Source organism: Erythrobacter sp. THAF29 (assembly GCF_009363635.1).
GTDB lineage: Bacteria > Pseudomonadota > Alphaproteobacteria > Sphingomonadales > Sphingomonadaceae > Erythrobacter.
Genome location: NZ_CP045392.1, coordinates 1,127,812 through 1,154,659, shown reverse-complemented (window position 1 = coordinate 1,154,659; position 26,848 = coordinate 1,127,812). Strand labels below are relative to the sequence as shown.

Genomic DNA, 26,848 nt, shown 5'->3' with positions numbered 1-26,848 from the left:
CTCTCGTTCTTAGGATTAACTCGCGCGCCACATTACAGAATGAATCGCGCTTGGCTAGCCGTCCAAGTGCATGACGGCATTGTGGAACCGCGCAGGTGAATAGACACGCGGATCGATGGGATCGGTGAGATGGTCCGCGGCGCTACCAAGCATCACCTGCGAACCCAGTCTCGCGGCGGCGGGCGCGGTCTGAATCCCGAAGCCGCCCTGTCCTGCGAACCACCAGAAGCCATCGACTTCGGGATCGGCACCGTAAACCGGCAGGCGATCGGGCGCGAAGCTCCTGAGCCCTGCCCAACGGCGTTCTACCGCTTCGATTTCCCACGTCGTTACTTTCTGGAAGCGGTCGATAACGGTGGCAACGTCGATCTCTTCCGGCGCGGCATCGCACGGCTCGGTCGGGATCTCGTCATGCGGGCTGAGCCAGAGGCGTCCGCTGTCGGGCTTGAAATAGAACGCGCCATTGATGTCCAGGACGAGCGGCTGGTCGGCGGCCGCCTCCGGCGCGACGCGCAGCTGGACCACGGTGCGGCGCTTGGGATCGATGCCGAGCGGTCGCGCACCCGCAAGCTGCGCCATCGTGTCCGCCCAGGCGCCTGCTGCGTTTACGACATTCATGGCACAATAGGTTTGCCCCGCTTCGGTCGTAACCTGCCAAACGCCAGCGTCCCGCTCCAGCCGCGCCACGCGCGCCCGACACACGAGCTTTGCCCCGCGCTGGCGTAGCGCTTTCAGGTAATGCTGGTGCAACCCTGCAACGTCTATGTCGGCACAGGCGGGCTCCCAGATCGCATCGCACCATTCCTCCCTAATGCAGGGAACGCGCTCGGCGAGCCCCTCGCGACCGAGCCGCTCGATGGTGACGCCGGTGCCATCGAATGTTTCGATGAAACCGTCCATCCTCCCTTTGTCAGCGGAGCGCCCGACATAAAGCGCGCCGCGAGGGCTGAGAAAACCGTGCTCGCGAAGATAGGTACCCGAGGCGAGCGTTAGAGGCACGACACCCGGCCCGCCGTAGCACTCCTCCCAAAACGCGGCCGAACGCCCCGTCGAATGGTATCCGGGCGTATCCTCGGCTTCGAGCACGATCACGGTCGCGTGCGGGGCCAGTTCGGCGGCAATGCTTGCGCCTGCCATTCCGGCACCGATTACGGCGAAGTCGTGGATGCGGTCAGCCATAGTGTCTCAGGCGTTGTCGGCGGGAGCATGCTCATCGAGAAAGTCCGCAATCGCCTGCATGGCCTTGTCACGCACTTCGTCGACCTCGCGCAGAATCTCATGCGCGGTTTCATCGCCGAATTCGACGAGCTTGCCATTAGGCAGACGCTCGGCAGCCCGAACGTTTGCCGCGTGGCTCACAAGCTTGTCGGCGGAAGTCGAGAGAATGAGGACCGGAGTATGGACACTCTCCAATGCGCCGGCGCTCTCAAGCACTTTCCACGAGGCGTAGGCACGCTCAACCCAGCGCCAGCTCGCCGGACCCATCACCAGTTCCGGGCGATGGTCACGCCACCATTGCTCGTCCTCATAGCGCACCGGATCGTGGGTCAGCAGCGTCTTGCGACCAATCGGAAGCTCGCCCGGCTTCTCGCTCCACTTCCAGGCCTGCCGCTTGGGATCGCCAACTTTGGTCATCATCATCGCAACCGAATGCAGGATCGAAAGCGGTAGAGGAGGGCCCGCCATGCCCAGCATCGGCGCGCTCAGGAACACCGCATCGGGATCGACCTTTTTCTCGACAAGCGCCCTCATCACAACATGCCCGCCCATCGAATGCGCGCCGAGGACATGCGGACCGGGAGTGCTCGCCTTCCAGTCCTGCCAAAGCTCGGCGAGGTCTTCGATCCATATGCCGAAGTCTTCGATATGGCCGGTCACATCGTCGCTGCCGAGCCGTCCGCTACCCGCCTGCCCGCGCCAGTCGGCAGCAGTGACGCGCCACCCCGCACGGTGCCATTGTTCAAGACTTTCGAGATACTTTTCGTAATTGTCTCCGCGTCCGGGAAGGAACAGGATCGAGCCGCGCGGGTGCGCCTCATCGCCCGGCCAGTCGATCCTGCGCAAGGTGTGCCCGTCTGCTGCCACCCACTGGCTCTCCCTGGCGGCGGGCGGGATCGCACGGCGGTCTATCGCCGGGGCTTCAGCAGATAAGGCTTGGCTCACGAGTCTTTTTTCATCCCTCAAGTCATGGTTACTTTTTGGTAAGCACTCACCTGTAGCACCAGCCTTAACAAGGACCTGACGGGTAGTCCGGCAGGCGACCTTTGGGGGCCACATGCTTACGACCTACGTTCACTACGGCTTGCTCATTGCCTTGGCAATTGCGCTGCTCTTTGCGGCCTTCACCGATATTCGAAGCCGCCAGATCAGCAACAAGCTGAACCTGGCCATCGCGATTGCCGCACCGGTCTTCTGGTGGTCGAGCGGCCTTGCGCTGTGGCCCGATGTTGCGATCCAGTTCGGCGTCGCGATTCTTGCGTTCGCCATTCTCGCAGCGATGTTCGCAGCCGGCCTGATGGGCGGCGGCGACGTCAAGCTGCTGACCGCGCTGGCCCTGTGGATCGAGCCGTACTCGTTCCTGCAGCTTTGCATCGTGATGGCACTGGCCGGCGGCGTGCTCACGGTAGTGATGGGCGCCTGGCATTTCCTTCGCCGACAGAAAGAGCGCCTCGCCATTCCATACGGAGTCGCAATCGCATTCGGCGGCCTGTGGGTTCTCGCCTTCAACTACCTGCCGCAAGCCGGCGGTGTGGCGTGAACCTCATCTTAACCAATTCGGACGTACACGAAGCAACCATACCCGCCCGCTAACCAATTAGGGCCGAAACGAGGGGGCTAGATTAGCCATGGATAGGAAGAAGCTGGTTCTGCTGCTTGGTGCACTGATCATCGCGATCGGTACTGCATTTGCTGCACGGAGCATGTTCGCAGAGGGCAACGCACCGGAGGCCATCGCGGCACCGGCGCAGGATGGCCCGAAGGTACTGGTTGCACAGCGCGCGCTGCCCGCTGGCACGATCATCACCGCCGATGCGCTGGGTTACCAGCCGTGGCCGGAAGAGCTCGTACGCGACGCTTACTTCCTCGACGGCGAATCCGACGTGAACCAGCTGCTTGGTACTGTTGTGCGCTTTCCGGTGACTGCAGGCGAACCTGTAACGCAGGGTGCTCTCGTCAGCCCCGGCGACCGCGGCTTTCTCGCTGCGGCTCTTGGCCCGGGCATGCGCGCGGTAACCGTACCTGTTTCTGATCGCACCGGTGTTGCAGGCTTTGTCTTCCCGGGCGACCGAGTAGACCTCGTCCTTACCCAGACTGTCGAAGGCGACGGCCGCCCGCTCAAGGCCGCCGAAACCGTGCTGCGCAACCTGCGCGTGCTCGCCACCGACCAGTCGACCGAGACCCAGGAAACCGAAGAAGGCAAGACTGTCGTCAAGACCTTCCGTACCGTTACGCTCGAAGTGACGCCGAAGATCGCAGAGAAGGTCGCAGTCGCTCAGACTGTCGGCACGCTCAGCCTCGTGCTTCGCTCGATTGCCGACAACCAGGTCGAACTCGAACGCGCTATCGCATCGGGTGACGTCCGCATCCCGGACGGCGCTTCGCCCGAGGAAGAGGAACGCCTGCTCAAGGCTGCAATGGCTCGTCCGATCGACAAGGGCACGACCTACTCCACCGGTGGCGATGTCTCGCGCTTCCAGCGCAAGAGCATTCCGCCGACCGACGCCAATCCGCGTGAAACCCGCACGGCACCTGCTCCGGGTATTCCGGGCACCGTCAACGGCGCGCCGGTATACCGTGGTCCGACCGTCCGCGTGACCCGCGGCAAGGCGACTTCCGAAGTGCCGGTCGGTGGCCAGGGTGCTGCGGCTGACGCGATGCTGCGCCAGCAGGGCCAGAATGTTGGCAATGCCGGTCGCACCGTGTCGTCCACCAGCTCGCTGATCGTGCGCTGAGGGGACGAACAATGACCCGCACACAAAGTCACGAATCCGCTCAATCCGCGCAATCAGGGAAACCCGAGGGGGGCCGGAAAATGAAACTTACTGCCAAACTGCTGCTGGCATCTATCGCTGCAGCACCGATCGCAGCGGTTCCGGCGAATACCGCCACCGCACAGCAAGTCGTCAAGCCGTCGCAGGACATCGTCCTTTCAATCGGCAAGGGCGAACTGGTCACCGTGCCGGGTTCGATGGCGGACGTCTTCGTCGCCAATGAAAACGTCGCCGACGTCCAGGTGAAGTCGCAGCGCCAGCTCTATGTCTTCGGCAAGGCTGGCGGCGAGACCACGATCTACGCCAGCAATGCTCGCGGCGACGTGATCTTCGCGGCCAATATCCGCGTCGGCAACAATATCGGCAGCGTCGATCAGATGCTGGCCCTCGCCATGCCGGAAGCCAACGTGAACGTCGCCACGATGGGCACGGGCACCGTGCTCCTGACAGGTACAGTCGAAGCACCCGAAGACGCCGCAGAAGCACAGCGTCTGGTGCAGGCGTTCCTCGGTGAGGATGCAAACGTTATCACCCGTCTCAAAACGGCGACACCGCTGCAGGTCAACCTGCAGGTGAAGTTTGCCGAAGTGAGCCGTAGCCTCGTGCGCCAGATCGGCGGCAACCTGTCGACTTACGACTTCTCGACCGGCGGTTTCCGCGGCGCAGTCGGCACCGGACGTGCCCTTGGCAATGGCGATTTCCGTCTCGACGGTCCTCTGGCTGTCGGCAACGGCGTCCAGAACCCGGGGCTAATCGTCCCGCGCCTCGACGCCAATGGCAACTTTGTCGTCAACGCCGACGGCTCGATCGCCACCGAGGTCATCGAAGGCCCCGGTGTCGACTCGAACGGCGGCACGACACTGGCCGGTCTTGGGCGCCTGTTCGGTCTCGATGTGCTTGGCGCACTCGACCTGTCCGAGCGTCTCGGCCTCATCACAACGCTTTCGCAGCCCAATTTGACCGCCCTTTCGGGCGAAACCGCTACCTTCTTGGCCGGCGGTGAATTCCCGATCCCGGTGAGCCAGGGTCTGGGCAACGTCGCGATCGAATACCGCGATTTCGGCGTCAGCCTCGCCTACACTCCAACTGTTCTTGCGAATGGCCGGATTTCGCTGCGGGTTCGCCCCGAAGTGTCCGAGCTTTCGAGCCAGGGTGCAGTCACGCTCAACGGTTTTCAGGTTCCGGCGCTGACCATTCGCCGCACCGAAACGACCGTCGAGCTTGGTTCGGGTCAGAGCTTCATGATCGCCGGCCTGATGAGCGCGAACTCGCAGAACGCAATCGACAAGGCTCCGGGTCTCGGCGATGTGCCGATCCTCGGCAACCTGTTCCGCAGCCGCGATTTCCGTCGCGGGGAGACCGAACTGGTGATCGTCGTCACGCCTTATCTCGTGAAGCCTGTCAATGCGAAGGACATCAAGCTCCCGACCGATGGTTTCCGTTCGGCCACCGAGCTCGAGCAGTTCCTTGGCTACCAGCAGCATGCCGGTGAAACGGGCGCGACCCGCCCCGGTCCGACCGCCGCTGGCGGAGACAATGCTCCCAATCCCGACATCAGCAACGCCGATCCGGGTGCCATCGCACCGAACAAGCAGGCGAAGGATCCGCGCCGCGCTGACAAGAAGAACCGCAAGAAGAAGGACCGTTCGGCAGACGCAGCGGCTCCTGGCTTCAGCCTCTAATTCGAGAAAGGTGAGAACGATGCCCAAGCTTAGCAAAAGCAAACTCGCGGGAGCGCTCGCACTCTCGATCGGCCTGGTAACAGCAGGCTGCGGAGGGATGCCGACCAACACCTCGCTTTACAGCACCAAGCAGCCGGTGGTTGAGCGCACGAACTTCACGTTCGACGTCAACACCGACGCAACGGGGCTACCGGTGGGTGAGCAATCGCGCCTCGTCGGCTGGTTCGAAGCGATGGACCTTCGCTATGGCGACCGCGTTACTGTCGAAGATCCGACCAATAGCCCGGCCGTCGCCAATGCGGTGAAAGACCTGGCGGGTCGCTACGGTATCATCGTCAGCAGCGTTGCACCGACGACAGCGGGTTACCTCCAGCCGGGCCAGGCCCGCGTGGTGATCACCCGTTCGACCGCTTCGGTACCGGGCTGCCCGGATTGGGCCGCTCGCTCGGACATGAACTACAACAACGCCAGCAGCCCGGGTTACGGCTGCGCCACCAACGGCAACCTCGCCGCGATGGTCGCCAATCCCGAAGACCTTCTCGAAGGGCAGAAGGGCACCGGCGAAACCGTCATCGCAACCGGAACCAAAGCAATCGACACTTACAGGGAAGCTGAGCCTACCGGCGCAGGCGGCCTTCAGAGTGCCCAACAGGGAGACTGAACAATGAACGCTCCATGGAAATCGGGCCTGCCCGGCAATCGTGACGCGTTTGCAGCCTATATCTGCGACGATGCGGCCCTCGACGTTCTGCGTCCGGTCGTTATCGAAATGGGCTGGCAGCCGGAAAAGTGCAACAAGGGCGGCCTTCGCAACGCCATCCAGTCGCTTTCGGTCAGCGCGTCTCCTGCGATCCTCGTCGTCGACCTGTCGGAAAGCGGCGATCCGCTGAATGACATCAATGCTCTGGCAGAAGTCTGCGAACCGGGGACGGTGGTTATCGCCATCGGCCAGGTCAACGATGTGCGTCTTTATCGCGATCTGATCGCTAGCGGCATTCACGACTATCTGCTCAAGCCGCTGAACGCGCAGCAGCTGCACGACTCGCTCAACCAGGCGCTCGCAGTCTTCACCTCGCCCAAGGCAGGTGACGGCGACGCAGTGAAGCGCCATATCTCGACTGCCGTGGTCGGCACTCGCGGAGGGGTTGGCGCATCGACGCTGGCAACTTCGCTGGCCTACCTTTTCAGCAGCGAGCACGACGCACCGACCGCGCTGCTCGACCTCGACATCCATTTCGGCACGGGCGCTCTCGCGCTGGATCTTGAGCCGGGTCGCGGTCTGACCGACGCTATCGACAACCCGAGCCGCATCGACGGCCTGTTCATCGAACGCGCAATGACGCGCGCCAATGAAAAGCTTTCGATCCTCTCGGCAGAGGCGCCCATCAGCCAGCCGCTGATGACCGATGGTTCGGCCTTCGTGCAGCTGGAGGAGGAGTTCCGCCAGGCGTTCGAGATGACCGTCATCGACATGCCGCGCAACATGCTGATCAACTTCCCGCACGTGCTGGCGGACGTGAACCTGGTGGTCCTCACCTGCGAACTCACGCTGGCATCCGCGCGAGACACGATCCGCATTCTCTCGTGGCTCAAGACCAACGCCGCGCACGCTCATCCGATGATCGTCGCGAACAAGGTCCAGTCGGGCGTCGCCGAAATCAGCAAGGCCGATTTCGAATCCTCGATCGAGCGCAAGATCGACTTTGTCGTCCCTTACGACGCAAAGGCCGCATCGAACGCAGCCAAGCTCGGCCAGGTGTTTGTGGAAGCAAGCCGTTCGAGCAAGGCCAGCCAGGTGATCCGTCAGATCGGCGAGCGCATCATGGGTGCGAGCGAAGAAGATCTGTCGTCAATCACCGAAGAGAAGAAGTCGCTGCTTGGCGGTTTCGATCTCAAGTCGCTGCTGACGAAGAAGGAAAAGGTCGAAGAGGAACAGGCGGCTGAATAAGCCGCTCTTCCCCCTCTTCGCGGGGAACCTCTTGGGCCGGGCTGCGCAACCGAGTGCAGTTGAGTGATTGGAACTAGGCGGGAAGATTAAGCATGGATATTTTCCAAACCCTGCTCGTAACCGGCGTCATCTTCGCTGCCATGGTCGGCGGCTATATGATCGTGACCGGTTCCGGCGCGGGCAAGTCGCAAAAGCGTCGCCTCGATGCGTTGCGCTACCGCCACTCGGAAAACGCAGACACCAAGGTTGAATCGCAGCTGAAGAAGGCGATCGCCGCACGTAAGCCCAAGGCACACAGCGTAAAGGGTTCGGGCTCGCGACTGGAAGCGCTGGCCGTGAGGCTCGACCGCACCGGCAAGACATGGACTGTCACCCAGTACATCTATGCTTCGCTCGGGCTCGCAGTGGTCGTGACGCTTGCGATGTTCATGCAGACGGGTGCATTCCTGTTGTCGCTGGGCGTCGGATTGCTCATCGGTGCCGGGATTCCGCACCTCGTGGTCGGCTTCTTCATCAAGAAGCGGACGGGTGCCTTCAACGAGAAGTTCCCCGACGGCATCGAACTGTTGGTTCGCGGACTTCGTTCGGGCCTTCCCGTGACGGAGACGCTTGCCGTCGTCGCACAGGAGGTTCCCGGCCCGGTCGGTATCGAATTCAAGGGCATCGTAGAGCGCATCAAGATCGGTAAGACCATGGAGGACTCACTCCAGGAAACCGCCGACCGCCTCGGCATTCCCGAATTCAACTTCTTCTGCATCACTCTCGCTATCCAGCGCGAGACCGGTGGTAACCTTGCCGAAACGCTGTCGAACCTCGCCGACGTTCTGCGCAAGCGTTCGCAGATGAAGCTGAAGATCAAGGCGATGAGCTCGGAATCGAAAGCTTCCGCGTACATCGTGGGCTCCCTGCCCTTCATCGTGTTCATCCTGATCTACATGATCAACCCGAGCTATATCGGCGGCTTCTTCTACGAAGACCGGCTGATCGTGGCAGGGCTTGGCGGCCTTGTCTGGATGGGCATCGGGGTCGCGATCATGGCCAAGATGGTCAGCTTCGAGATCTGACGCGGGAAGAGGAAAGATCATGCTTGAACAACCCGCAGGACCAACGCTTCTCGGCTTCGACGTCGTTCTCGTCGGCACCGTGCTTGCAGGCCTCGCCGCCTTTGCCGTGATCATGGCGATCTATGCCGCGGTCACGATCAAGGACCCGATGGCCAAACGCGTCAAGTCGCTCAACGATCGGCGCGACGAGTTGAAAGCTGGCATCATCACCCAGGGGTCGAAAAAGCGCGCGAGCCTCGTGCGCAAGACCGACACCACCGACAAGGTGAAAGAGCGTCTCGACAGCATGAAAGTGCTGCAACAGAGCCAGCTCGAAGTCGTCCAACAAAAGCTCGCCCATGCCGGCTATCGCAACAAGGAACTGGCAGTCTACATCATCGGTGCGCGCGCGATCCTTCCGGTCGTGCTCGGACTTGCCGGGTTCCTCGGTATCTACGTCTTTGAGATGTTCCCCGACTGGGGGCCGATGACGCGTCTCGGCGCGATGGCAGCCATCCTGTTTCTGTCCTACAAGGGGCCGGAAATCTATCTCGCCAACCAGGCAGCGAAGCGTACCAAGGAAATCCAGAAGGGTCTTCCCGACGCGCTCGATCTCCTGGTCATCTGCGCCGAAGCAGGCCTGACCGTCGACGCTGCGTTCAACCGCGTCGCCAAGGAACTGGGCCGCGCCTATCCTGAGCTGGGTGACGAATTCGCCCTGACCGCGATCGAGCTTTCGTTCCTCAACGAGCGCAAGCAGGCATTCAACAACCTCGCCTACCGCGTCGATCTGGAAGCGGTTAAGGGCGTGGTGACCACCATGATCCAGACCGAGCGTTACGGTACGCCGCTCGCATCCGCGTTGCGCGTCCTTTCGGCCGAATTCCGTAACGAGCGCATGATGCGCGCGGAAGAAAAGGCTGCGCGACTGCCGGCGATCATGACGGTTCCGCTGATCCTGTTCATCCTTCCGGTGCTGTTCATCGTGATCCTCGGCCCTGCTGCCTGCTCGATCTCCGATGCGCTCATCAACAAGGAATAAGGCGCAAGCCGCAAAACCTCAGCGAGTCTTTCGAGGCACGACTGCTCGCTAAAAAACGAAGGGGTCGGCCAGGTTCGCCTGGTCGGCCCTTTCTCTTTCGTCTCAGGATTTGTGTGAAAGCTCGCCCGCGCGGGCATGCATCCGGTCGAGCAGATCGCGGAACTGCTCGCGTTCCTCCGGCTCGAACCCGTCGAACAATTCGCGTTCGGTCGCAAGCGCGAGCGGCATCACCTCACGGTGTATCGACGCGCCCTCCTCGGTAAGCTCGAGCAGGTGCGAGCGCCCGTCGCGCTCATTGGGCACGCGGCGGATGAGACCGCGATCTTCCAAGACCTTGCACGCGCGATTGACCGCGACCTTGTCCATCAGGGTCACCTGGGTAAGCGCCTGCTGAGTGCACGCACGGTTCTCCCCATCGCCAAGCACCGCCATCACGCGCCATTCGGTGACCTTGAGCCCAAAACGCTTGCGATAGCGCTCGGCTATGAGGGCGCTTACCGCGTTCGACGCGATCGAAAGCTGGTAGGGCAGGAAATTAGCCAGCCGCCACTTGGCGCCGGACTTGTCGGTGTGGTCGCTCATGGGCAGTTGGTATCACCTGAAACCTTCGCCCATGGCAAGACCCGTTACTCGTAGCGGCGCTGCTCCCACCACGGATAGAAGTCCGGCATATCCTCGCTGACCTTTGCCGGGTAGTTCGGCGGGCGCTTTTCGAGGAAGCTTGCGATCCCTTCCTTGGCATCGGCCCCGCGCGACAGACGATAGATCGCCCGACTGTCGATCTTGTGCGCCTCCATCGGGTGGTCCGCGTTCATCAGGCGCCACATCATCGCACGTGTCATGGCTATCGATACGGCCGAGGTGTTCTGCGCGATCTCGCGGGCCAGTTCCCTCGCCTCGCTCATCAGCGTTCCGGGCGAATGGACCGAGCGGACAAGGCCGCCCTCCTTCGCTTCGGCGGCATCGAATACGCGGCCGGTGTAGCACCACTCGAGCGCCTGGCTGATCCCGACGATGCGCGGCAGGAACCAGCTGGAAGCGGCCTCGGGCACGATCCCGCGCCGGGCGAAAACGAAACCGAAGCGCGCATTGTCGCTTGCAAGGCGGATATCCATTGCCAGTTGCATCGTCGCGCCAACGCCCACGGCAACACCGTTGCACGCTGAAATCAGGGGCTTTTTCGATTCGAACAGGCGCAAGGTGAGCAGGCCGCCTCCGTCGCGCACCCGCTCGTCGGAAAGATCCTTCACCTCTTCCCCGCTCGAGAACACCTGCCCTCCCCCTTCAGGCGTCAGGTCCGCGCCTGCGCAAAACGCTTTTTCTCCAGCACCGGTGAAGATGACCGCGCGGACATCGTCATCGTCGTCGATCTCGTCCATCGCCGCCATGATCTCTGCCCCCATCGTGCGGGTGTAGGCGTTCATCTTTTCCGGGCGGTTCAAGGTGATGGTCGCAATGCCATCGGCCTTTTCGACAGTGATCTGGGTGGTGTCGGTCATATCCTCTCCTTTGCACGCCAGACTGCCATGCCACGGGCAAAAGAAAACCCCCGCAAAAGCGAGGGCTTTCCTTTGTCGCAATTTCCGACCCTTGCACGCGTGTGAAGGGTTTGAAGGATCAGCGCGGCGCCATGCGAATCGCGCCGTCGAGGCGCACGTCCTCGCCGTTGAAGTAGCCGGTCTCGATCATGCACATGGCAAGGTTCGCGTATTCCTCGGGATTGCCGAGGCGCTTGGGGAACGGGACCGATGCGGCCAGCGCTTCCTTCACCTGCGGCGGGGCGGCGTTCATCAACGGGGTGTTGAAGATGCCTGGCAGGATCGTGTTGACGCGAATGCCTTCGCGCATCAGGTCGCGCGCGATGGGGAGCGTCATGCCGACCACACCGCCCTTCGATGCGGAATAGGCCGCCTGACCCATCTGGCCATCTTCGGCGGCAACGCTCGCGGTGTTGACCATTGCGCCACGCTCGCCGTCCTCGTTGATCGGATCGAGCGTCATCATGCCTGCCGCCGATTTTGCGATGCAGCGGAAAGTGCCGATGAGGTTCACCTGGATCACAAAGTCGAACGCGCTGATCGGGAAGTGCTTGATCTCGCCGGTCTGCTTGTCGCGCGATGCGGTCTTGATCGCGTTACCGATCCCTGCGCAGTTCACCAGAATGCGCTCCTGACCGTGGGCATCGCGCGCTTTGGCAAAACCGGCATCGACATCCTCGTCGCTGGTCACGTTGACCTTGCAGAACACGCCGCCGAGCTCCTCGGCCATGGCGTTGCCCTTCTCCTCGTTCATGTCGAAGATCGCGACTTTCGCGCCCTTTGCTGCGAGCGCGCGCGCAGTCGCCGCGCCGAGGCCGGATGCACCGCCGGTGACGACAGCGGGGGTATTGGCTGAAACTTCCATTAAGATAATCCTCTCAGATTTCAGATGCTTGGGGTTTGAACTAGAGCGACTCGACGATCGTGACATTGGCGACACCGCCGCCTTCGCACATCGTCTGGAGACCGTACTTTTTGTCGTGACGCTTCAGCGCATGGACCAGAGTCGCCATCAGCTTAGTGCCCGATGCACCGAGCGGGTGGCCGAGCGCGATCGCGCCGCCGTGGACGTTGAGCTTGTCCGGGTCCGCGCCGGTATGCTTGAGCCATGCGAGCGGGACCGGGGCGAAAGCCTCGTTGACCTCGTAGAGGTCGATATCGTCGATTTTCATGCCCGCCCGTTCGAGCGCGCGGTCGGTCGCGAAAAGCGGTTCTTCGAGCATGATGACCGGATCGCCTGCAGTCACGGTCAGATTATGGATGCGCGCAAGCGGGGTAAGCCCGTGCTGCTTCAGCGCTTCCTCGCTCACTACCATTACAGCGGAAGAGCCATCGCAGATCTGGCTTGCCGAAGCTGCCGTGATCTTTCCGTCGGGCGAGATCAGCTTGACACCGGCAATCCCATCGAGCGTGGCGTCGAAGCGTATCCCCTCGTCCACCGTGTGCATATCATCGCCATCCGGGGTCTGGACTTCGACCGGCACGATCTCGTTCTCGAAAGCGCCGGCCTGCGTTGCGGCGATTGCTTTCTCGTGGCTTTCGAGGCTGAACTGGTCGAGTTGCTCCTTGGAGAAATCGTACTTGTTGGCGATCATCTCCGCGCCCATGAACTGGCTGAATTGCACGCCCGGATATTTTTCCTGGAGCTGCGGCGACATGTAATGGCCGAGGCCTTCCTTCATGTGGAAGGTCGCGTTCGATCCCATCGGCACGCGGCTCATGCTCTCGACGCCGCTCGCGATCACGACGTCCTGCGTGCCGCTCATCACCGCCTGGGCTGCGAACTGGATCGCCTGCTGCGAAGAGCCGCACTGCCGATCGATCGTCACCGCCGGGGTCGATTGCGGGAGCACTTTCGAGGCGAGAACGCCCATGCGCCCAACCTGCATGGCCTGTTCGCCCGCCTGCGTCACGCAGCCGGTGACCACATCATCGACCGCCTTGGGATCGATGCCGCTGCGCTCAACCACCGCGTCCAGGGACTTGGCGAGAAGATCGACCGGGTGGATCCCGGCGAGGCGACCTCCACGGCGACCTCCGGCAGTGCGAACGGCATCGACGATATAGGCTGTAGGCATCGGGGAATCCTCTCGTTTGGGTAAACGGTTGCTTTCTGCCACTCGCCTATGGGAGCGGATGGAGGGAATCAAGCGGGGAAAGTGAGAAGCCCTGTCTCCGCATCAGGATGCCGCTACGGCATGGGCGACTGGCGCGCAGCACCGTTCATCCCGGCAACGACACGATCGCCGTGGCGGACGGATCAGTTGATCCTGCGTACCTTTACGGCTCGCTTGCCATCGACTTTAGCTTTGAAGCTGCCGAGAGCGGCCCTTTCGATTACGATGCTGTCGCCGGCCTTGAACTTGCGAAAACCGCGCGCGTCTTCGGTCTCGATCCAGCGCGCTCCGTCTTCGAGCTCGAAAATATGCCTGCCGTTGGCAAGCTTCGTAGCGCCGGCCAGCGTGGCGCTGATCTGGCCAAGCTCATCGTTATCGCCGCCGCCGAAAATGCGTATCTTGGGAAGCTTGAGGCCGAAGAGCCCGCGCCTGGCCTCCTCCACGTCTTCGCGCTCTGCGATCACGAGTTCGCGCGATTGCCGCGCTTCGTAAACCGCCCCGACCTCGCGATCGAAGCAGGCGAGCCGCGCTTCCGCTTCCTCGATCGCACGGCATTCGAACAGCTTGCCGACGACTTCGGGCGTTTCGATCCGCTCCGCCGGGTCGTCCTGAGCCATCACTGGCACCCCCGCCACCACACTTGAGAGCGCTATCAAGAAGCTGATTTTGGTTAATTTTTTGTGCATTTTTCATCCTCTCGCGTTGCAACAATGACAGTTTGCACCTGGCCTATCCACCCCCGCCGGAGCCCGTGCGAAACATGAATGCGACAGAAAGGCGTTAATCAACCCGCATTTACGCGGAAAAATGGCCGAATTCTGGGAAACACACAGTGTTGCATGGGTGCTACACCGCGATTTCAATTTGGTGAAATCCACTCGCATCGCTTTCTTGCTTAATCCAACACGCGTAATTGCCCACCTCAGGGACTGAACGGGTGGATTCCGTGACGCAAAGCGCACGGCATTGCTCTTCTTTTTCCTGATGAATTGGATGGAAGCGGTTCGTTTCAAGAGAGGGACGGTCAGGCCGGTTGCATCCTAAACGTGTCCTTAGCCACAAGCGGGACACCAATCATGAGGGTACAAACCATATGAAATTCTCTAAGCAGCTCCGATTGAGCGCCGGTTCACTGGCGGTTGGTCTGGTTCTGTCGTCGGCTCCGGCTTTCGCACAGGATGCTGAAGTTACCAGCGATGGTGACACGGCAGAAGAAACCAGCGACAACCAGATTCTGGTGACCGGTTCGCGTCTCAATGTTAACCCCAACCTCGAAGGTGCTTCGCCCGTTCTTTCCGTTTCGGAAGAGCAGATCCAGGCGCAGGGTACCGTTCGTATCGAAGACCTCGTCAACCAGCTGCCGCAGGTTTTCGCCGGCCAGGCCGGTGAGGTTTCGAACGGTGCATCGGGTACGGCAACGCTGAACCTTCGCGGTGTCGGCTCAGTTCGCACCCTCGTGCTGATCGACGGCCGCCGTCTTCCCTACGGTTCTTCGAGCATTTCGTCGGCCAACCTCGACCTCATCCCGACCCAGCTGGTCGAACGCGTTGATGTTCTGACCGGTGGTGCTTCGGCCGTGTACGGTTCGGACGCAGTTGGCGGTGTTGCCAACTTCATCCTCAAGCGTGACTTCGAAGGCGTCGAGATCGACGTTCAGGGGAACTTCCAGCAGACCGGCAACGGCAACGAGTTCTTCAACAACGTCACCGCTGCCGCACAGCAGCCGGTCGCACAGCCGATCATTGACGGCGTCGAGTACACGTTCACCGGTATGATCGGCACGAACACTGCCGACGGCCGCGGTAACGTCACCCTTTACGCAAGCTACGAACGTCGCGAACAGGTTACGCAGAATAACCGTTCCTTCTCGGCTTGTACGATTGGTGCCTCGACTTCTGGGTCGAGTTTTGGAGGCGCGGGCTGCGTCGGTTCGTCGAACTTCCGTCGTTTTGCAGACTTCTTCGTCGATGACGGTATCGAAGACGACGTTGACGATGCCTTCCAATTGGAAGATGGCACGATCGTGGCATTCGATCCGAGCGATCCATCGAATTTCTACAACTTCGGTCAGCGCAACTTCTTCCAGCGTCCTTCGGAGCGATTCACACTCTACGGTCGTGCGCACTACGACATCGCCGACAACATCGAGGCCTTCCTCGACATCAGCTACACGGACGTTTTCTCGGACGCTCAGATCGCTGAGTCCGCATCATTCGGTATCTGGAACATCAACTGCGACAACCCGCTGATCAACGGAACACCGGGTATCGACCTTGCCACCGAAGTGTTTAACTGTTCGGCTCAGGACATCGCGGACGGTGTCATCAAGCCGAACCTCTTTGCTTCGCACCGTAACGTTGAAGGCGGTCCGCGTAACTCGCGTCTCGAAAACTCAGCGTTCCGTATTGTCGGCGGTCTGCGCGGTGACTTCGGCGACGGCATTTGGTCGTGGGAAGCATTCGGTCAGTATGCCGAAACTTCGGACAGCTCGCTGTCGACCAACGACTTCATCGTCGCGAACGTCCAGCAGGCATTCCTGGCTGTGGACGATGGCAACGGCAACGTGGTCTGCTCCGATCCGTCGGGCGGCTGTGTGCCGTACAACATCTTCCAGCGTAACCCGGATGGCACCAGCCGTGTCACCCAGGATCAGCTTGACTTCATCCAGGGCGTCGGCATCGTGATCGGTGAGACGACCCAGCTGGTCGTTGGAGCCAACATCCAGGCCGACCTTGGCGAATACGGCTTCAGCTCGCCGTTCTCCGAAGAAGGTATCGCCTTCCTCGCAGGTGTCGAGTATCGCGAAGACACTCTGGAATCGATCCCTGATGAGATCAGCCAGGTTCCGGGCGGCGGCTTCACCGGTGTCGGCGGTGCAACCCTTCCGGTTGCAGGTGCAGTCGAAGTCTACGAGTTCTATTCGGAACTCCAGATTCCGCTGATCACCGACACGCCGTTCTTCGAAGAGCTGACTCTTTCGGGTCAGTATCGTTATTCGGACTACACCACGAACGGTAACGGCACGACCAACAGCTTCAACACCGATGCATTCGGTGTGCAGCTGACCTGGGCTCCGGTCGAAGACATCACGCTTCGTGGTCAGTTCCAGCGTGCTGTTCGTGCACCGAACGTCATCGAACTGTTCACTGGTCAGAACACCGGCCTGCCGAACCTCAACGGGGTAACCAATTCGAACGGAGACCAGATCTTCGACCCGTGCGCCAGCGCTTTCCCGACTGCATCGCAGGCGGCTTGCGCCAACACCGGTGTCACTGCAGCGCAGTACGGCAACGTCCCTGACGTGATCTCGGGTCAGACCCAGTCGATTACAGGTGGTAACCCGCAGCTGAACCCGGAAGAATCGGATACCTGGACTTTTGGCGCGGTTCTCACGCCTTCGTTCATTCCGGATCTGACCGTCTCGGTGGACTACTTCAACATTACCGTTGACGGCTTCATCGCTGCAGGTATCGCGGCCCAGACCACTCTCGATCAGTGCCTTGCGACGGGTAACCCGACGTTCTGTAACCTGATTACTCGTGCGTCGAACGGTTCGCTTATCGCCGGTATCCCGGGTGTTGGCTTCCAGCAGACCAACCTCAACATCGCCGAGCTCGAAACTTCTGGTTTCGATGTCCAGGTCGGCTATCGCACCGATATCGATTCCATCGGCGGCCTGCGTTTCGACTACGCGGGCACGTACCTCGAAAAGTTCGACTTCGCGTCGTTCCCGGGTGACACGCCGATCGAGTGCGCTGGCTTCCTCAACAACGGTTGTGTTGCTCCGGTGAACCCGAAGTATCGTCACCGTGCACAGCTGACTTGGGAAACCCTGTTCGGCCTCGATGCGACGGTTGCATGGCGTCACTTCTCGGGCACCGAGAACGAAACCAATCCGGCCAACCCCGAGATCGATGACAATCTGCCGGCAGTGAACTACGTCGACCTCTCGTTCTTCGCGGACCTGAACGACGTGATCACGTTGCGTGGCGGTGTGCTGAACGTGCTCAACGAGCAGCCGCCGGTCTCGACCTCGTCGGGTCCGCCGCTCGGTAACGGTAACACCTTCCCGACGATCTACGACACCGCTCGTACGGTCTTCGCAGGTGTGAACTTCCGCTTCTAATCGGAAGATCGAACCGAAAAGAGGAGCCGCGGTCTTTGGACCGCGGCTCTTTTTTTGCGCAACGCAGAGTAGCTTGCAGGTCGGCTTCTCTAACTCGGGGTTCCCGATGGATCCTGTTCTCGTCCACCTTCGCACCCTTGGCGGTTCGTTCCAGTGGTATCTCGCCGGAGCTTGCATGAACCGAGCTAGATTTCTCGACATCGCTTGGCATAGACCGTCGCTACACCTCGGTAGTCGTGGGATTTCCGAAATGCGGGACGCCGCCGATTCAAATCGAGAGGATGGAGTTCCAGCGCAGATAGGACGGGATTAGCCCCTCCGGAATACTGCAGCGGTAGAGCGAACGCTCCCGGCAATCACGCAAGTCATCGCCGGCAAGCCAGATTCTCTCAGCCAACCCGAGACGAGGAATACCAAGGTCTGGCCAGCCGAAGACGCCCGGCAATCCAGCTGCCTATATTCTACGCACGTGCGGCATTCGGGCCGATCCGAAAGCCGGCTTTGCTCTTTGGGAGTGGCGCTGACACCGGCCTCCTCGCGTCCGGCGACATCGGGCTGATCTTCCAGCCCCGCACTCAAGATTATGACCTATTGCATATGGGCAGTCGGCTGGACGGTTCACCGGCTTGCCGCATCCCGCAAGGGATCGAGCTGCGCTCACAGCGATAGCCAACGCCCTCGCCCATAGAAAAAGCCCGCGCTCTCGGCTGAGAGCGCGGGCTTTTCTGTGCGACTATTCGCGTCCGATCAGAGGCCGCCCGGGCCACAATCATTGGCGAGGAAGTCGAGCATCTTCGTGTAGAACTGCTGCTGGTGGTTGTACATCAGCGTGGTGTAGAAGTGGTCGGCATCTTCGAGGGTCACGAACTGGCCCTGCTTACCGGCCGCTTCGAACGCCTTCTTGTAGTCCTTGAAGTGGTAATACATCACGCGACGATCATCCTCAGGATGGACCATCAGAAGCGGAATGTTGACCTTTGCGACTTCGTTGATCGGATTGATACCGATCGTCCCGCGGCGCTTCGACCACTCGTCCAGAGCCTTGAGATCGCCATCGCGGCGGCCGAGATACTGCTTTTCAGCATCGGCCACAGCAGCGCCCGCGATCGCGCACTGGTAGATGTTGTTCTCACGGCTCAGAGCGACGAGCGCCGCATAACCGCCATAAGACCAACCGAACATCGCGATACGGTCCGGATCGACTAGGCCTTGCTCGACGAGATAAAGCGCGCCGTCATCCTTGTCGTCCTGCATCGCGCCGCCGTGTTCGCCGTAAGCGCTGTCGAAGTGGTCCTGCCCCCAGCCCACCGTCATGCGGTAGCCCGGCTGGAGAACCATGTAGCCGGCATTGGCGAGCACCTGGCCCCATTCGTCATAGCTGACGACTTCGGGGACGTGCGGGCCGCCATGCGGCATCACGATCAGCGGAAACGGACCTTCGCCCTTCGGCACGGTCACGTAGGCGGGGATCATCTTACCGTCGCGAGCGGGATAGCGGATGAACTTGACGTCCGAGAGCTGCTCCGGATTAACGAGCGGGTTGCGGCTGCCGAGCTTGGCAAGCTGGCCGTCCTTGACCAGCCAGAACGAACCCGGGTCGCGCGGACCGCGATTGCTCACGATCATGGTCTTGCCGTCTGTCGAGCGGCTGGTGATCGAGACCTGGTGTGCGTACGGGATTTGCTGCTCGAGCGCGTCGTAGAGCGCTTTCTCGTCAGCGTCGAACCATGCATATTCCCATTTGGCACCCGGATAGCGCGCGGCGACGAGCTTGTCGTTGCCCGGGATAGAGTGCGTACGAATACCCATGATATCGGCATTGTCGACCGCAACAAGCTTCTCACCGACCTGTCCGGTGCGGAAATCGAACTCGTAGAGAGCCGCCTTGTCTTCGCCGTTACGGTTGTCGATCAGGTAACCGATATTCGGATCTTCGGCGCTGAAGCCGGCGATACCGTGGAAGCCGCCAAGGACACGGTACAGGTTGCCCTGGTCCTCAAGATCGGTTTCCTGGAACAAGGTCCATGAGCTGTCGCCCGGCTTGCGGTAGTACTCTTTCAGCTTTCCGTCGCTACGATCGAGCGTCGAGGTATAGCGCGGGTTGCCATCGCTATCCCAGCGCTGCACGACCGGGAACTTGCTGTTGCCCTTCAGGACGAGCTCTTTGCCACCGGTTTTCAGGTTAAATTTGTAATAGGCCCGCGGGCGGAATGCCGCAAACGGATCAACCCCCGTCGGATCCGGGATGGCATTGCCCCCGCCGATCAGGATCTTGTCCGGTTCGTTCGGGAGCGTGCTGATCAGCTGGAATTCGCCATCCGACTTGCTGAACTTGTTCTTTTCAAGGTCATAAGAGAAGGCGAGGTAATCGCGAATGTCCTGTTCGGGGCGTTTCACCTGCTCGCGGTTGATCTGCCAGGCGGTGCCGAAGATGAAATTGTCGCTGACCCACTGGGCGCTGATGATCTCCATCGGATCCGCATTGAGGCGACGGACCGGCTTGGAAAGGTCATTGGTGTTGTAGATTTCGAGCAGGTATTCGCCTTCGCGGCTTTCCACCTTGTGTACGAGCACGTGTTGGCCGTCGGGTGAAACCTGCACGGCGTTGACGACGTCACGCAGCGCCCAGACATCAATCGGAACGCTGGCCTGCGCCTGCGTGTCGCTGGGTGCAGCGACGCTGAGGCCAATGGCGGATACACCGACCATTGCGGCCATCAGGGGGGCTTTAAAAAGCTTCATGTTTCAAACTCTTCCAGGTTGAGAAAGGAATGGCGTTCGGATGAGTCGCCTGGCCTCCCGTCCAGCGGCTCGAACTCGGAGCAGTAAATCAAAAAAGCGGCCTCTCGGCAAGTGCGAGAGGCCGCCTTTTTCTTGCTCGAACGAGCTTTTTCTAGGGCTTAGAACCTGTACAGGAGCTGGCCGAAGAATTCGCGTCCGTCGAGGTTGTAACCATTACCGATCGGAGTGTTCGAGATGCCGAACACTTCGTTGGTATCGATGAGCGGCGGATCGGTGTCGAAGATATTGGTCACACCCGCGATGATGCGGATCGTGCCGTTATCCCAACGGATCGAAGCGGTATGCTCGAACCATTCATCGGCGAAACCGACGTCGCGGCAGAAGATACCCGTGCCGGCGATGGCACCGCTTCCGGTTGCACCCGGCACCAGGAAGCCAGGCGTACCGCCACCAAGGCAGGTGTCACCCGTAAATCCGGTGGGATTTCCGTCCGGGCCGTTGCCGAAAGCGTCAGACAGCGGATCGATGCCGTCAGCCTGCTGCTCAACATCGCCGATGTAACGGGTCTGCCAGGTGAAACGGAAATCGTCGTAATCGACCGTGAAGGTTGCACGACCGGTCCAGCTAGGGAAGCCGAACTCGCCTGCATCATCGTCGAATGCGATCGATCCGTCGTCATTGGTGAAGAGGCTCGACCGTTCGATCAGATGGTTGGCACGGATGTTCAGACCAAGGTCGAACTCCGAGCTGCCGATCATCACCGGATAGCCGAACGACGCGTTGATATCGATGCCGCGCACGTTTTCCTGGTCGAGGTTCAGGAAGCCCTGGAACACGTCGGAAACCAGCATTCGTCCTTGGCTCGATACGCCGATACGATCGCAGAACTGGCTACGAACACCGTCGTCGCGGTTGTAGCAGTCGTTGATGATGAACTGACCGCTCGGTTCGATGATCGAGTTCTTCAACTCGATGTCGTAGTAGTTGAAGTTCAACGCGAAATCGAAACCGCTTGCGAAGCTTTCCTCGAAAGCGAAACCAGTCGTGATCGAACGCGAAGTCTCGGGATCGAGCGGTGCACCAAGTGGCACAACACCACCAGAGGTCAGCTCGACGCTGTTGGTCTGGAAAGTGTTGAGGCCCTGGTCATCGATACCTGCCGTGGTCGGATCGCGGCCTTCGCGGATGCAGTTGTCGAGAACGAACTGATCGCGCTCGTCGGTCGCGGCGTTGTACTGACCGCCAACGAATGCGGCGTCAGGAACGGCGCAAGGATCGAACAGCGTCAGGAAGCCTGACTGGTTACGCAGGAAGAGCTCGCGCAGGTTCGGCGCACGGAACGAAGTACCGTAGCTGAACTTGAGCAGCAGCGGTGCGACCGGACGCCAGCCACCCTTGATCGAGTAGGTGCCGTTGGTGCCGTAGAACTCGTCGTCGGTAAGACGACCGGACAGGTTGACCGTGAGCTCTTCGACGAGCGTTTCGCCAGCGATCAGCGGAATGTCGATTTCACCAAAAGCCTCAGCGACCGAGCGCGAACCGGTTGCACCACCATCGGCGAAGAAGCCGAAGAACAGACCGTTCGAAGCCTGGAAGTTCGGGCTCGAGTCGATCGTGTCTTCCCGGTACTCCGCACCGATCACGACACCGACCGGACCGGCAGGCAGTTCGAACAGGTCGCCGGTGATGAAGCCCGACAGGATGATCTGTTCGTAAGTGGTGTCGAACGAACGCTGGTCGAACAGGTAGTCACGTTCGGCCTGGCTTTCGAAGTCGCCGATGGTCGCACCCAGCACGCTGGGCGAGAACAGGTTCACCGGCACGCAGCCCTGAGCAAGGTCAGGCGCTGCAGCACCGGGGTTAGCAAGTGCCGAAGTGTCGCAGACACCGATCGGTGCGGTAAAGAAGTCGACATTGTTGTCGTAGTCGTCGGCAATGCCGTCACCATCGTTATCGAAGACACCGTCGCCGTCGAAGTCGGCGGTCGGGTCGATACCGATTGCCAGAGCCAGACGGTCCTCACGGATACCGTCGCGGGTCGACGAACCTTCCGAGCGCGAGAAGACGCCCGAGAAATCGAAAGTCCAGCTCGACCCAATGAACGGCAGGTCGCCGCGAACACCCAGAACGCCGCGATACTGCTCCTGGATCACCTCAACATTGTTGCGGTCGCCGCGGATCGTAAAGATCGGAGTCGTCGGAAGACCGAACGGGAAGCCGAACGAAAGCGGGCTCACATCCGGATCACCGTCGCCGTCAAGGTCACGGGTAAAAATGTCCGGGTCGGACGCCAACTGGAAGTTGTTGTCTGCTTCACGGCAGTCTGCACCGCCTGCAGCGTTCGGGTTACACGGGTTGAACGCGTTGCTGCCGGGCACCGACGGGAAGACCTGCGGCGTGCCGGTGTTCGGCAGGCTGATTTCCGCGCGGCTGTAGTTCGCCTCGAAATAGGGCGTGATGTTCGCTTCACCCGGGAAAGTGTATTCACCGTATGCAAAGACGTTGATCAGCTTTTGCTGCGAAATGAACGTCCGGTCGAGGTTGGCAGCGTTGTTGTTGACGTTGCGGAAATCGACATCGCGGATGCCGTCGCCGTTCAGGTCGACATCAAGACCGTTGAGGTTGGTGTTCTCACCGAAGTTCAGGCCCGGAATATTGGCGATGTTGCCATTGGTCGGGAAGTAGAACGAACCCAGACGAGTGAACGGGTTGAATACGCGGCCCGAAATACCAGAGACTTTACACTCATCCTCGGCGATGCGGATGCCTGTGCCGGAGTCTTCCTGGATAGCTGCGTTGTCCGAGAGGTCGATGGTCAGGATGTTGCCGTTCTGGTCGACTTCATAGTGGGTGTCGCAACCGCTAAGGAAATCGCGATCACCAAGCGTAACCTCGTCACGAAAGGCGTATTCCGCCCCGATGCCGAAGAAAGCACGGTCGGTGTTGAAGCCCCACGCACCGCTGACAACGTAGTCTTCGCCAGCGCCGCCCGGGTTGATGTTGCCGTTTGCCTGAAGCTCGAGACCGTCAAAGTCCTTGCGCAGGATGAGGTTACCCACGCCAGCCACAGCGTCCGAGCCGTAGACCGACGATGCGCCGTCAAGCAGCAGGTCGTAGCGATCTACGAGGGTCGACGGGATGAGGTTCAGCGACGGGTTCGTCGGAGCACCCTCCACACCGGCGGGAGCCAGACGGCGGCCGTTCAGAAGGAGAAGCGTACGGTCGGCACCGAGGCCGCGCAGGTTCAGCGTTTGCGAACCCGGGCCATTGTCGAGAACGAAGCCCTGGAAGGTGGCGTCAATCTGCTGACCGGCAGCGCTTTCCGAGCGCTGAAGGATTTGCGCAGGGTCGAAAGCACCGACCGCCTGCTGGTTTTCCGTGGACAGGACTTGCAGCGGCGAAATCGAGCTGTACGTATCGCGGACGATACGCGAACCGGTAACGGTGATCCCGCCGCCCTGGTTCGTCTGGCCGGAAGCGTCGGTACCGACATCGACCTGCTCTTCATCTTCCTCGGCCTGCTCCTGGCCTTCTTCGCCTTCGTCCTGTGCGGACACTGGCCCCGCCATGACAAACGCGATGGCCGAAGCCGAGAACGCGAGCGCCTTCACGGAATTGCTGTGAAACTTTTTCATGATAACTCCAGTTGCGACAACCGGAACTTTGGTTCGCGGCGAGACACCTATCCCCATCCCTACTTTGGCAGCAAAGCGGCTGGAGAATCCCCTGCTCGTGGCGCGACAAAGCCCCTGCGGTGGCGGATTAGTGCAATAGCGACTGTTTGAAGTCAAAGAACCACGGGGGCGCAGCAAACTTTTCGGACTCGTGTTGCGTTAATCCCACAGAAAGGAATCGGACTGGTAATTTCGGGCGATTGTGACTTTGCATTAAATACAAAGAGGGGTGGTTCGTATGAAACAAACCACCCCTCGCGCATAAGCGTTCACAAATGCGACAGAAAGTTGCGCGAGCTGATTACTCCTGAACCGGCGTGAATTTCAGCTCGCCATCCCCTTCATCGATTTTGACGGTGCTGCCGTCGGGGACTTTTCCTTCGAGCAGCATTTCGGCCAGCGGGTCCTGGACGTATCGCTGGACCGCGCGTTTGAGCGGCCGTGCGCCGTAAACCGGATCGTAGCCCACCCGGCCGAGCCAGCGTTTGGCGGCATCGGTGAGTTCGATGGTGATCTTGCGGTCCTTCAGGAGCTTCTGCACGCGGGCCACCTGGATCTCGACGATCGGCGCCATGTGTTCCTGGCTCAAACGGTGGAACAGGATGATCTCGTCGAGCCGGTTGAGGAACTCGGGGCGGAAGTGCGCGCGCACCACGTCCATCACCTGGTCTTCGACATCAGCGACCTTGCCATCATCGGGCAGGTTCGAGAGGAACTGGCTGCCCAGGTTCGAGGTCAGGATGATGAGCGTGTTCGAGAAGTCGACCACGCGGCCCTGCCCGTCGGTCAGGCGGCCGTCGTCGAGCACCTGCAAGAGCACGTTGAACACGTCGCTGTGCGCCTTCTCGACCTCGTCGAACAGGATCACCTGGTAGGGACGACGGCGCACCGCTTCGGTCAGCACCCCGCCCTCGTCATAGCCGACATAGCCCGGAGGCGCGCCGATCAGCCTTGCGACCGAGTGCTTCTCCATGAACTCGCTCATATCGATGCGCACCATCGCGCGCTCGTCATCGAACATGAACTCGGCCAGCGCCTTGGTCAGCTCGGTCTTGCCCACGCCGGTGGGCCCGAGGAACAGGAACGAGCCGAGCGGGCGGTTCGGATCCTGCAGACCCGCACGCGCACGGCGCACGGCCTTTGAGACGGCCTCGACCGCCTGCGCCTGACCGATCACGCGCTTGCCCAGGAACTCTTCCATCTTGAGCAGCTTGTCGCGCTCGCCCTCCATCATCTTGTCGACCGGAACGCCCGTCCAGCGCGACACGACAGAGGCGATGTCCTCTTCGGTCACTTCCTCGCGCAGCAGCGCATTTTCATTCGCGCCGCGCGCTTCCTCGAGCTGTTTTTCAAGCTGCGGGATCTTGCCATAGGACAGCTCGCCGGCTTTTTGCAGGTCGCCCTCACGCTGGGCCTGTTCAAGCTCGAGCCGCGCCGCATCGAGCTCTTCCTTGATCCGCGCCTCGGCATGGATCTTGTCGCGCTCATTCTGCCAGCGCGTGGTCAGCTCGGAGGATTGCTGCTCAAGCTCGGCCAGCTCCTTGCGCAAGGCTTCGAGACGGTCCTTGCTTGCATCGTCGGTTTCCTTGGCAAGCGCGGACTCCTCGATCTTGAGCTGGATGATCCGCCGGTCGAGGTTCTCGATCTCCTCGGGCTTGCTCTCCACCTCCATGCGGATGCGGCTTGCCGCCTCGTCCATCAGGTCGATCGCCTTGTCGGGCAGGAAGCGGTTCTGGATGTAACGGTCCGAAAGCTGCGCTGCGGCCACGATCGCATTGTCGGTGATGTTCACACCGTGATGCAGCTCGTATTTCTCCTTCAGACCGCGCAGGATCGAAATCGTATCCTCCACGCTCGGCTCATCGACATAGACCGGCTGGAAGCGCCGCTGGAGGGCTGCGTCCTTCTCGACATATTTCTGGTACTCGTCCAGCGTCGTCGCACCGATGACGTGCAGCTCGCCGCGGCTCAATGCGGGCTTCAACAGGTTCGAGGCATCCATCGAACCCTCGCTCGCGCCCGCGCCGATCAGCGTGTGCATCTCGTCGATGAACAGGATGATCTGCCCGTCGGAATTCTTCACCTCGTCGATCACGGCCTTCAGCCGCTCCTCGAACTCGCCGCGATATTTCGCACCCGCAATCAGCGCGCCCATGTCGAGCACCATCAGCGTGCGGCCCTTCAGGCTGTCGGGCACATCGCCATTGGCAATACGCAGCGCGAGACCTTCGGCAATCGCCGTCTTACCCACGCCCGGATCGCCGATCAGGACCGGATTGTTCTTGGTGCGCCGGGCAAGGATCTGGACCGTGCGGCGGATTTCCTCGTCGCGCCCGATCACCGGATCAAGCTTGCCATCGCGCGCGGCCTGCGTGAGATCGCGGGCGTATTTCTTGAGCGCGTCATAGCTCTCTTCCGCGCTCGCGCTGTCCGCCGTGCGACCGCCGGTCACCTCCTGGATCACCGCTTCGAGCCCCTTGGCATCAACGCCCGCAGACTTAAGAGCCTTGCCGGCATCGTTGCCGTCCGACAAAGCCAACGCCTGCACCAGACGCTGCACCGGCACAAAACTGTCGCCCGCCTTCTCCGCCAGCTGCTCGGCCTGGTCGAGCACCCGGACCGCATCGTTATCGAGCCCGGGCGTCGCCTGCGCGCCCGATCCCGACACAGCCGGTATCTTTGCCAGCGCATTGTCCACCTCGGTGATCGCAACACCCGGATTGCCGCCCGCGCGCTGGATCAGCTGGGCAGCCATGCCCTCCTCATCCTCAAGCAACGCCTTCAAAAGGTGAGCCGGCGTAATCCGCTGGTGGCTCATGCGGATCGCAACAGTCTGCGCACTCTGCAAAAAACCCTTCGCGCGGTCAGTAAACTTTTCAATGTTCATGAAGTACCCCTCAATAAAATGGCTCACTTCAGATAGTGTTGCATTTCTGCAACACAA

Annotated in this window: 18 protein-coding genes; 8 read left to right on the top strand and 10 right to left on the bottom strand. The window is 60.8% G+C overall.

Annotated elements, in window-relative coordinates:
* Positions 1-54: 54 nt before the first annotated feature.
* Both FIU90_RS05615 and FIU90_RS05610 read right to left on the bottom strand, forming a co-directional pair.
* Entirely contained in the window at positions 55-1,179 is a 1,125-nt protein-coding gene (locus FIU90_RS05615) for an FAD-binding oxidoreductase (RefSeq protein WP_152433890.1), read from the bottom strand.
* A 6-nt stretch (positions 1,180-1,185) separates the two neighbouring features.
* Entirely contained in the window at positions 1,186-2,163 is a 978-nt protein-coding gene (locus FIU90_RS05610; RefSeq protein WP_234029642.1) for an alpha/beta hydrolase, read from the bottom strand.
* Between the two features lie 112 nt (positions 2,164-2,275).
* Here FIU90_RS05610 and FIU90_RS05605 point away from each other — a divergent pair, with 112 nt between their 5' ends.
* The 7 genes from FIU90_RS05605 to FIU90_RS05575 all read left to right on the top strand — a co-directional run bounded on the left by FIU90_RS05605 (position 2,276) and on the right by FIU90_RS05575 (position 9,707).
* Positions 2,276-2,758, top strand: coding sequence for a prepilin peptidase (locus FIU90_RS05605; RefSeq protein WP_152433888.1), 483 nt, complete (start codon positions 2,276-2,278; stop codon positions 2,756-2,758).
* Positions 2,759-2,846: 88 nt separating this feature from the next.
* Positions 2,847-3,953, top strand: a complete 1,107-nt coding sequence (gene cpaB / locus FIU90_RS05600; RefSeq protein ID WP_152433887.1) for a Flp pilus assembly protein CpaB — start codon at positions 2,847-2,849, stop codon at positions 3,951-3,953.
* A gap of 80 nt (positions 3,954-4,033) precedes the next feature.
* Positions 4,034-5,674 carry a type II and III secretion system protein family protein gene (locus FIU90_RS05595; protein ID WP_152433886.1) on the top strand — a complete coding sequence of 547 codons (1,641 nt, stop codon included), beginning with the start codon at positions 4,034-4,036 and terminating at the stop codon, positions 5,672-5,674.
* A gap of 19 nt (positions 5,675-5,693) precedes the next feature.
* The gene (locus FIU90_RS05590; RefSeq protein ID WP_152433885.1) at positions 5,694-6,335 is read left to right on the top strand and encodes a CpaD family pilus assembly protein; all 642 of its coding nucleotides are present in this window, start codon (positions 5,694-5,696) and stop codon (positions 6,333-6,335) included.
* A 3-nt stretch (positions 6,336-6,338) separates the two neighbouring features.
* Positions 6,339-7,622, top strand: a complete 1,284-nt coding sequence (locus FIU90_RS05585) for a pilus assembly protein CpaE (protein ID WP_152433884.1) — start codon at positions 6,339-6,341, stop codon at positions 7,620-7,622.
* A gap of 92 nt (positions 7,623-7,714) precedes the next feature.
* Positions 7,715-8,686: a type II secretion system F family protein gene (locus tag FIU90_RS05580; protein WP_152433883.1), complete on the top strand. Its 972-nt coding sequence runs from the start codon at positions 7,715-7,717 to the stop codon at positions 8,684-8,686.
* A gap of 19 nt (positions 8,687-8,705) precedes the next feature.
* Complete coding sequence (locus FIU90_RS05575; protein ID WP_152433882.1) at positions 8,706-9,707, top strand: type II secretion system F family protein; 1,002 nt, start codon at positions 8,706-8,708, stop codon at positions 9,705-9,707.
* A 102-nt stretch (positions 9,708-9,809) separates the two neighbouring features.
* Here the strand turns inward: FIU90_RS05575 and FIU90_RS05570 are convergent, their stop codons facing one another.
* From FIU90_RS05570 to FIU90_RS05550, 5 genes are all read right to left on the bottom strand, one after another.
* Positions 9,810-10,289 carry a MarR family winged helix-turn-helix transcriptional regulator gene (locus FIU90_RS05570; RefSeq protein WP_152433881.1) on the bottom strand — a complete coding sequence of 160 codons (480 nt, stop codon included), beginning with the start codon at positions 10,287-10,289 and terminating at the stop codon, positions 9,810-9,812.
* 44 nt (positions 10,290-10,333) lie between these two features.
* Entirely contained in the window at positions 10,334-11,206 is an 873-nt protein-coding gene (locus FIU90_RS05565) for a crotonase/enoyl-CoA hydratase family protein (protein WP_152433880.1), read from the bottom strand.
* A 118-nt stretch (positions 11,207-11,324) separates the two neighbouring features.
* Positions 11,325-12,110, bottom strand: coding sequence for an SDR family NAD(P)-dependent oxidoreductase (locus tag FIU90_RS05560; protein WP_152433879.1), 786 nt, complete (start codon positions 12,108-12,110; stop codon positions 11,325-11,327).
* A 40-nt stretch (positions 12,111-12,150) separates the two neighbouring features.
* Positions 12,151-13,323 carry an acetyl-CoA C-acetyltransferase gene (locus tag FIU90_RS05555; protein WP_152433878.1) on the bottom strand — a complete coding sequence of 391 codons (1,173 nt, stop codon included), beginning with the start codon at positions 13,321-13,323 and terminating at the stop codon, positions 12,151-12,153.
* A 182-nt stretch (positions 13,324-13,505) separates the two neighbouring features.
* Complete coding sequence (locus tag FIU90_RS05550) at positions 13,506-13,979, bottom strand: hypothetical protein (protein ID WP_152433877.1); 474 nt, start codon at positions 13,977-13,979, stop codon at positions 13,506-13,508.
* A 500-nt stretch (positions 13,980-14,479) separates the two neighbouring features.
* Between FIU90_RS05550 and FIU90_RS05545 the strand changes: the two genes are divergently transcribed.
* A complete protein-coding gene (locus tag FIU90_RS05545; protein ID WP_199799351.1) occupies positions 14,480-17,488 on the top strand; it encodes a TonB-dependent receptor domain-containing protein in 3,009 nt (1,002 codons plus the stop codon).
* 747 nt (positions 17,489-18,235) lie between these two features.
* Here the strand turns inward: FIU90_RS05545 and FIU90_RS05540 are convergent.
* The 3 genes from FIU90_RS05540 to clpB all read right to left on the bottom strand — a co-directional run bounded on the left by FIU90_RS05540 (position 18,236) and on the right by clpB (position 26,791).
* Positions 18,236-20,230 (bottom strand): S9 family peptidase, encoded by a 1,995-nt coding sequence (locus FIU90_RS05540; protein WP_152433875.1) that lies wholly within the window; start codon positions 20,228-20,230, stop codon positions 18,236-18,238.
* A 158-nt stretch (positions 20,231-20,388) separates the two neighbouring features.
* Positions 20,389-23,865, bottom strand: a complete 3,477-nt coding sequence (locus FIU90_RS05535) for a TonB-dependent receptor domain-containing protein (protein ID WP_152433874.1) — start codon at positions 23,863-23,865, stop codon at positions 20,389-20,391.
* Positions 23,866-24,205: 340 nt separating this feature from the next.
* Entirely contained in the window at positions 24,206-26,791 is a 2,586-nt protein-coding gene (gene clpB, locus FIU90_RS05530) for an ATP-dependent chaperone ClpB (protein ID WP_152433873.1), read from the bottom strand.
* Between the last annotated feature and the right edge of the window lie 57 nt (positions 26,792-26,848).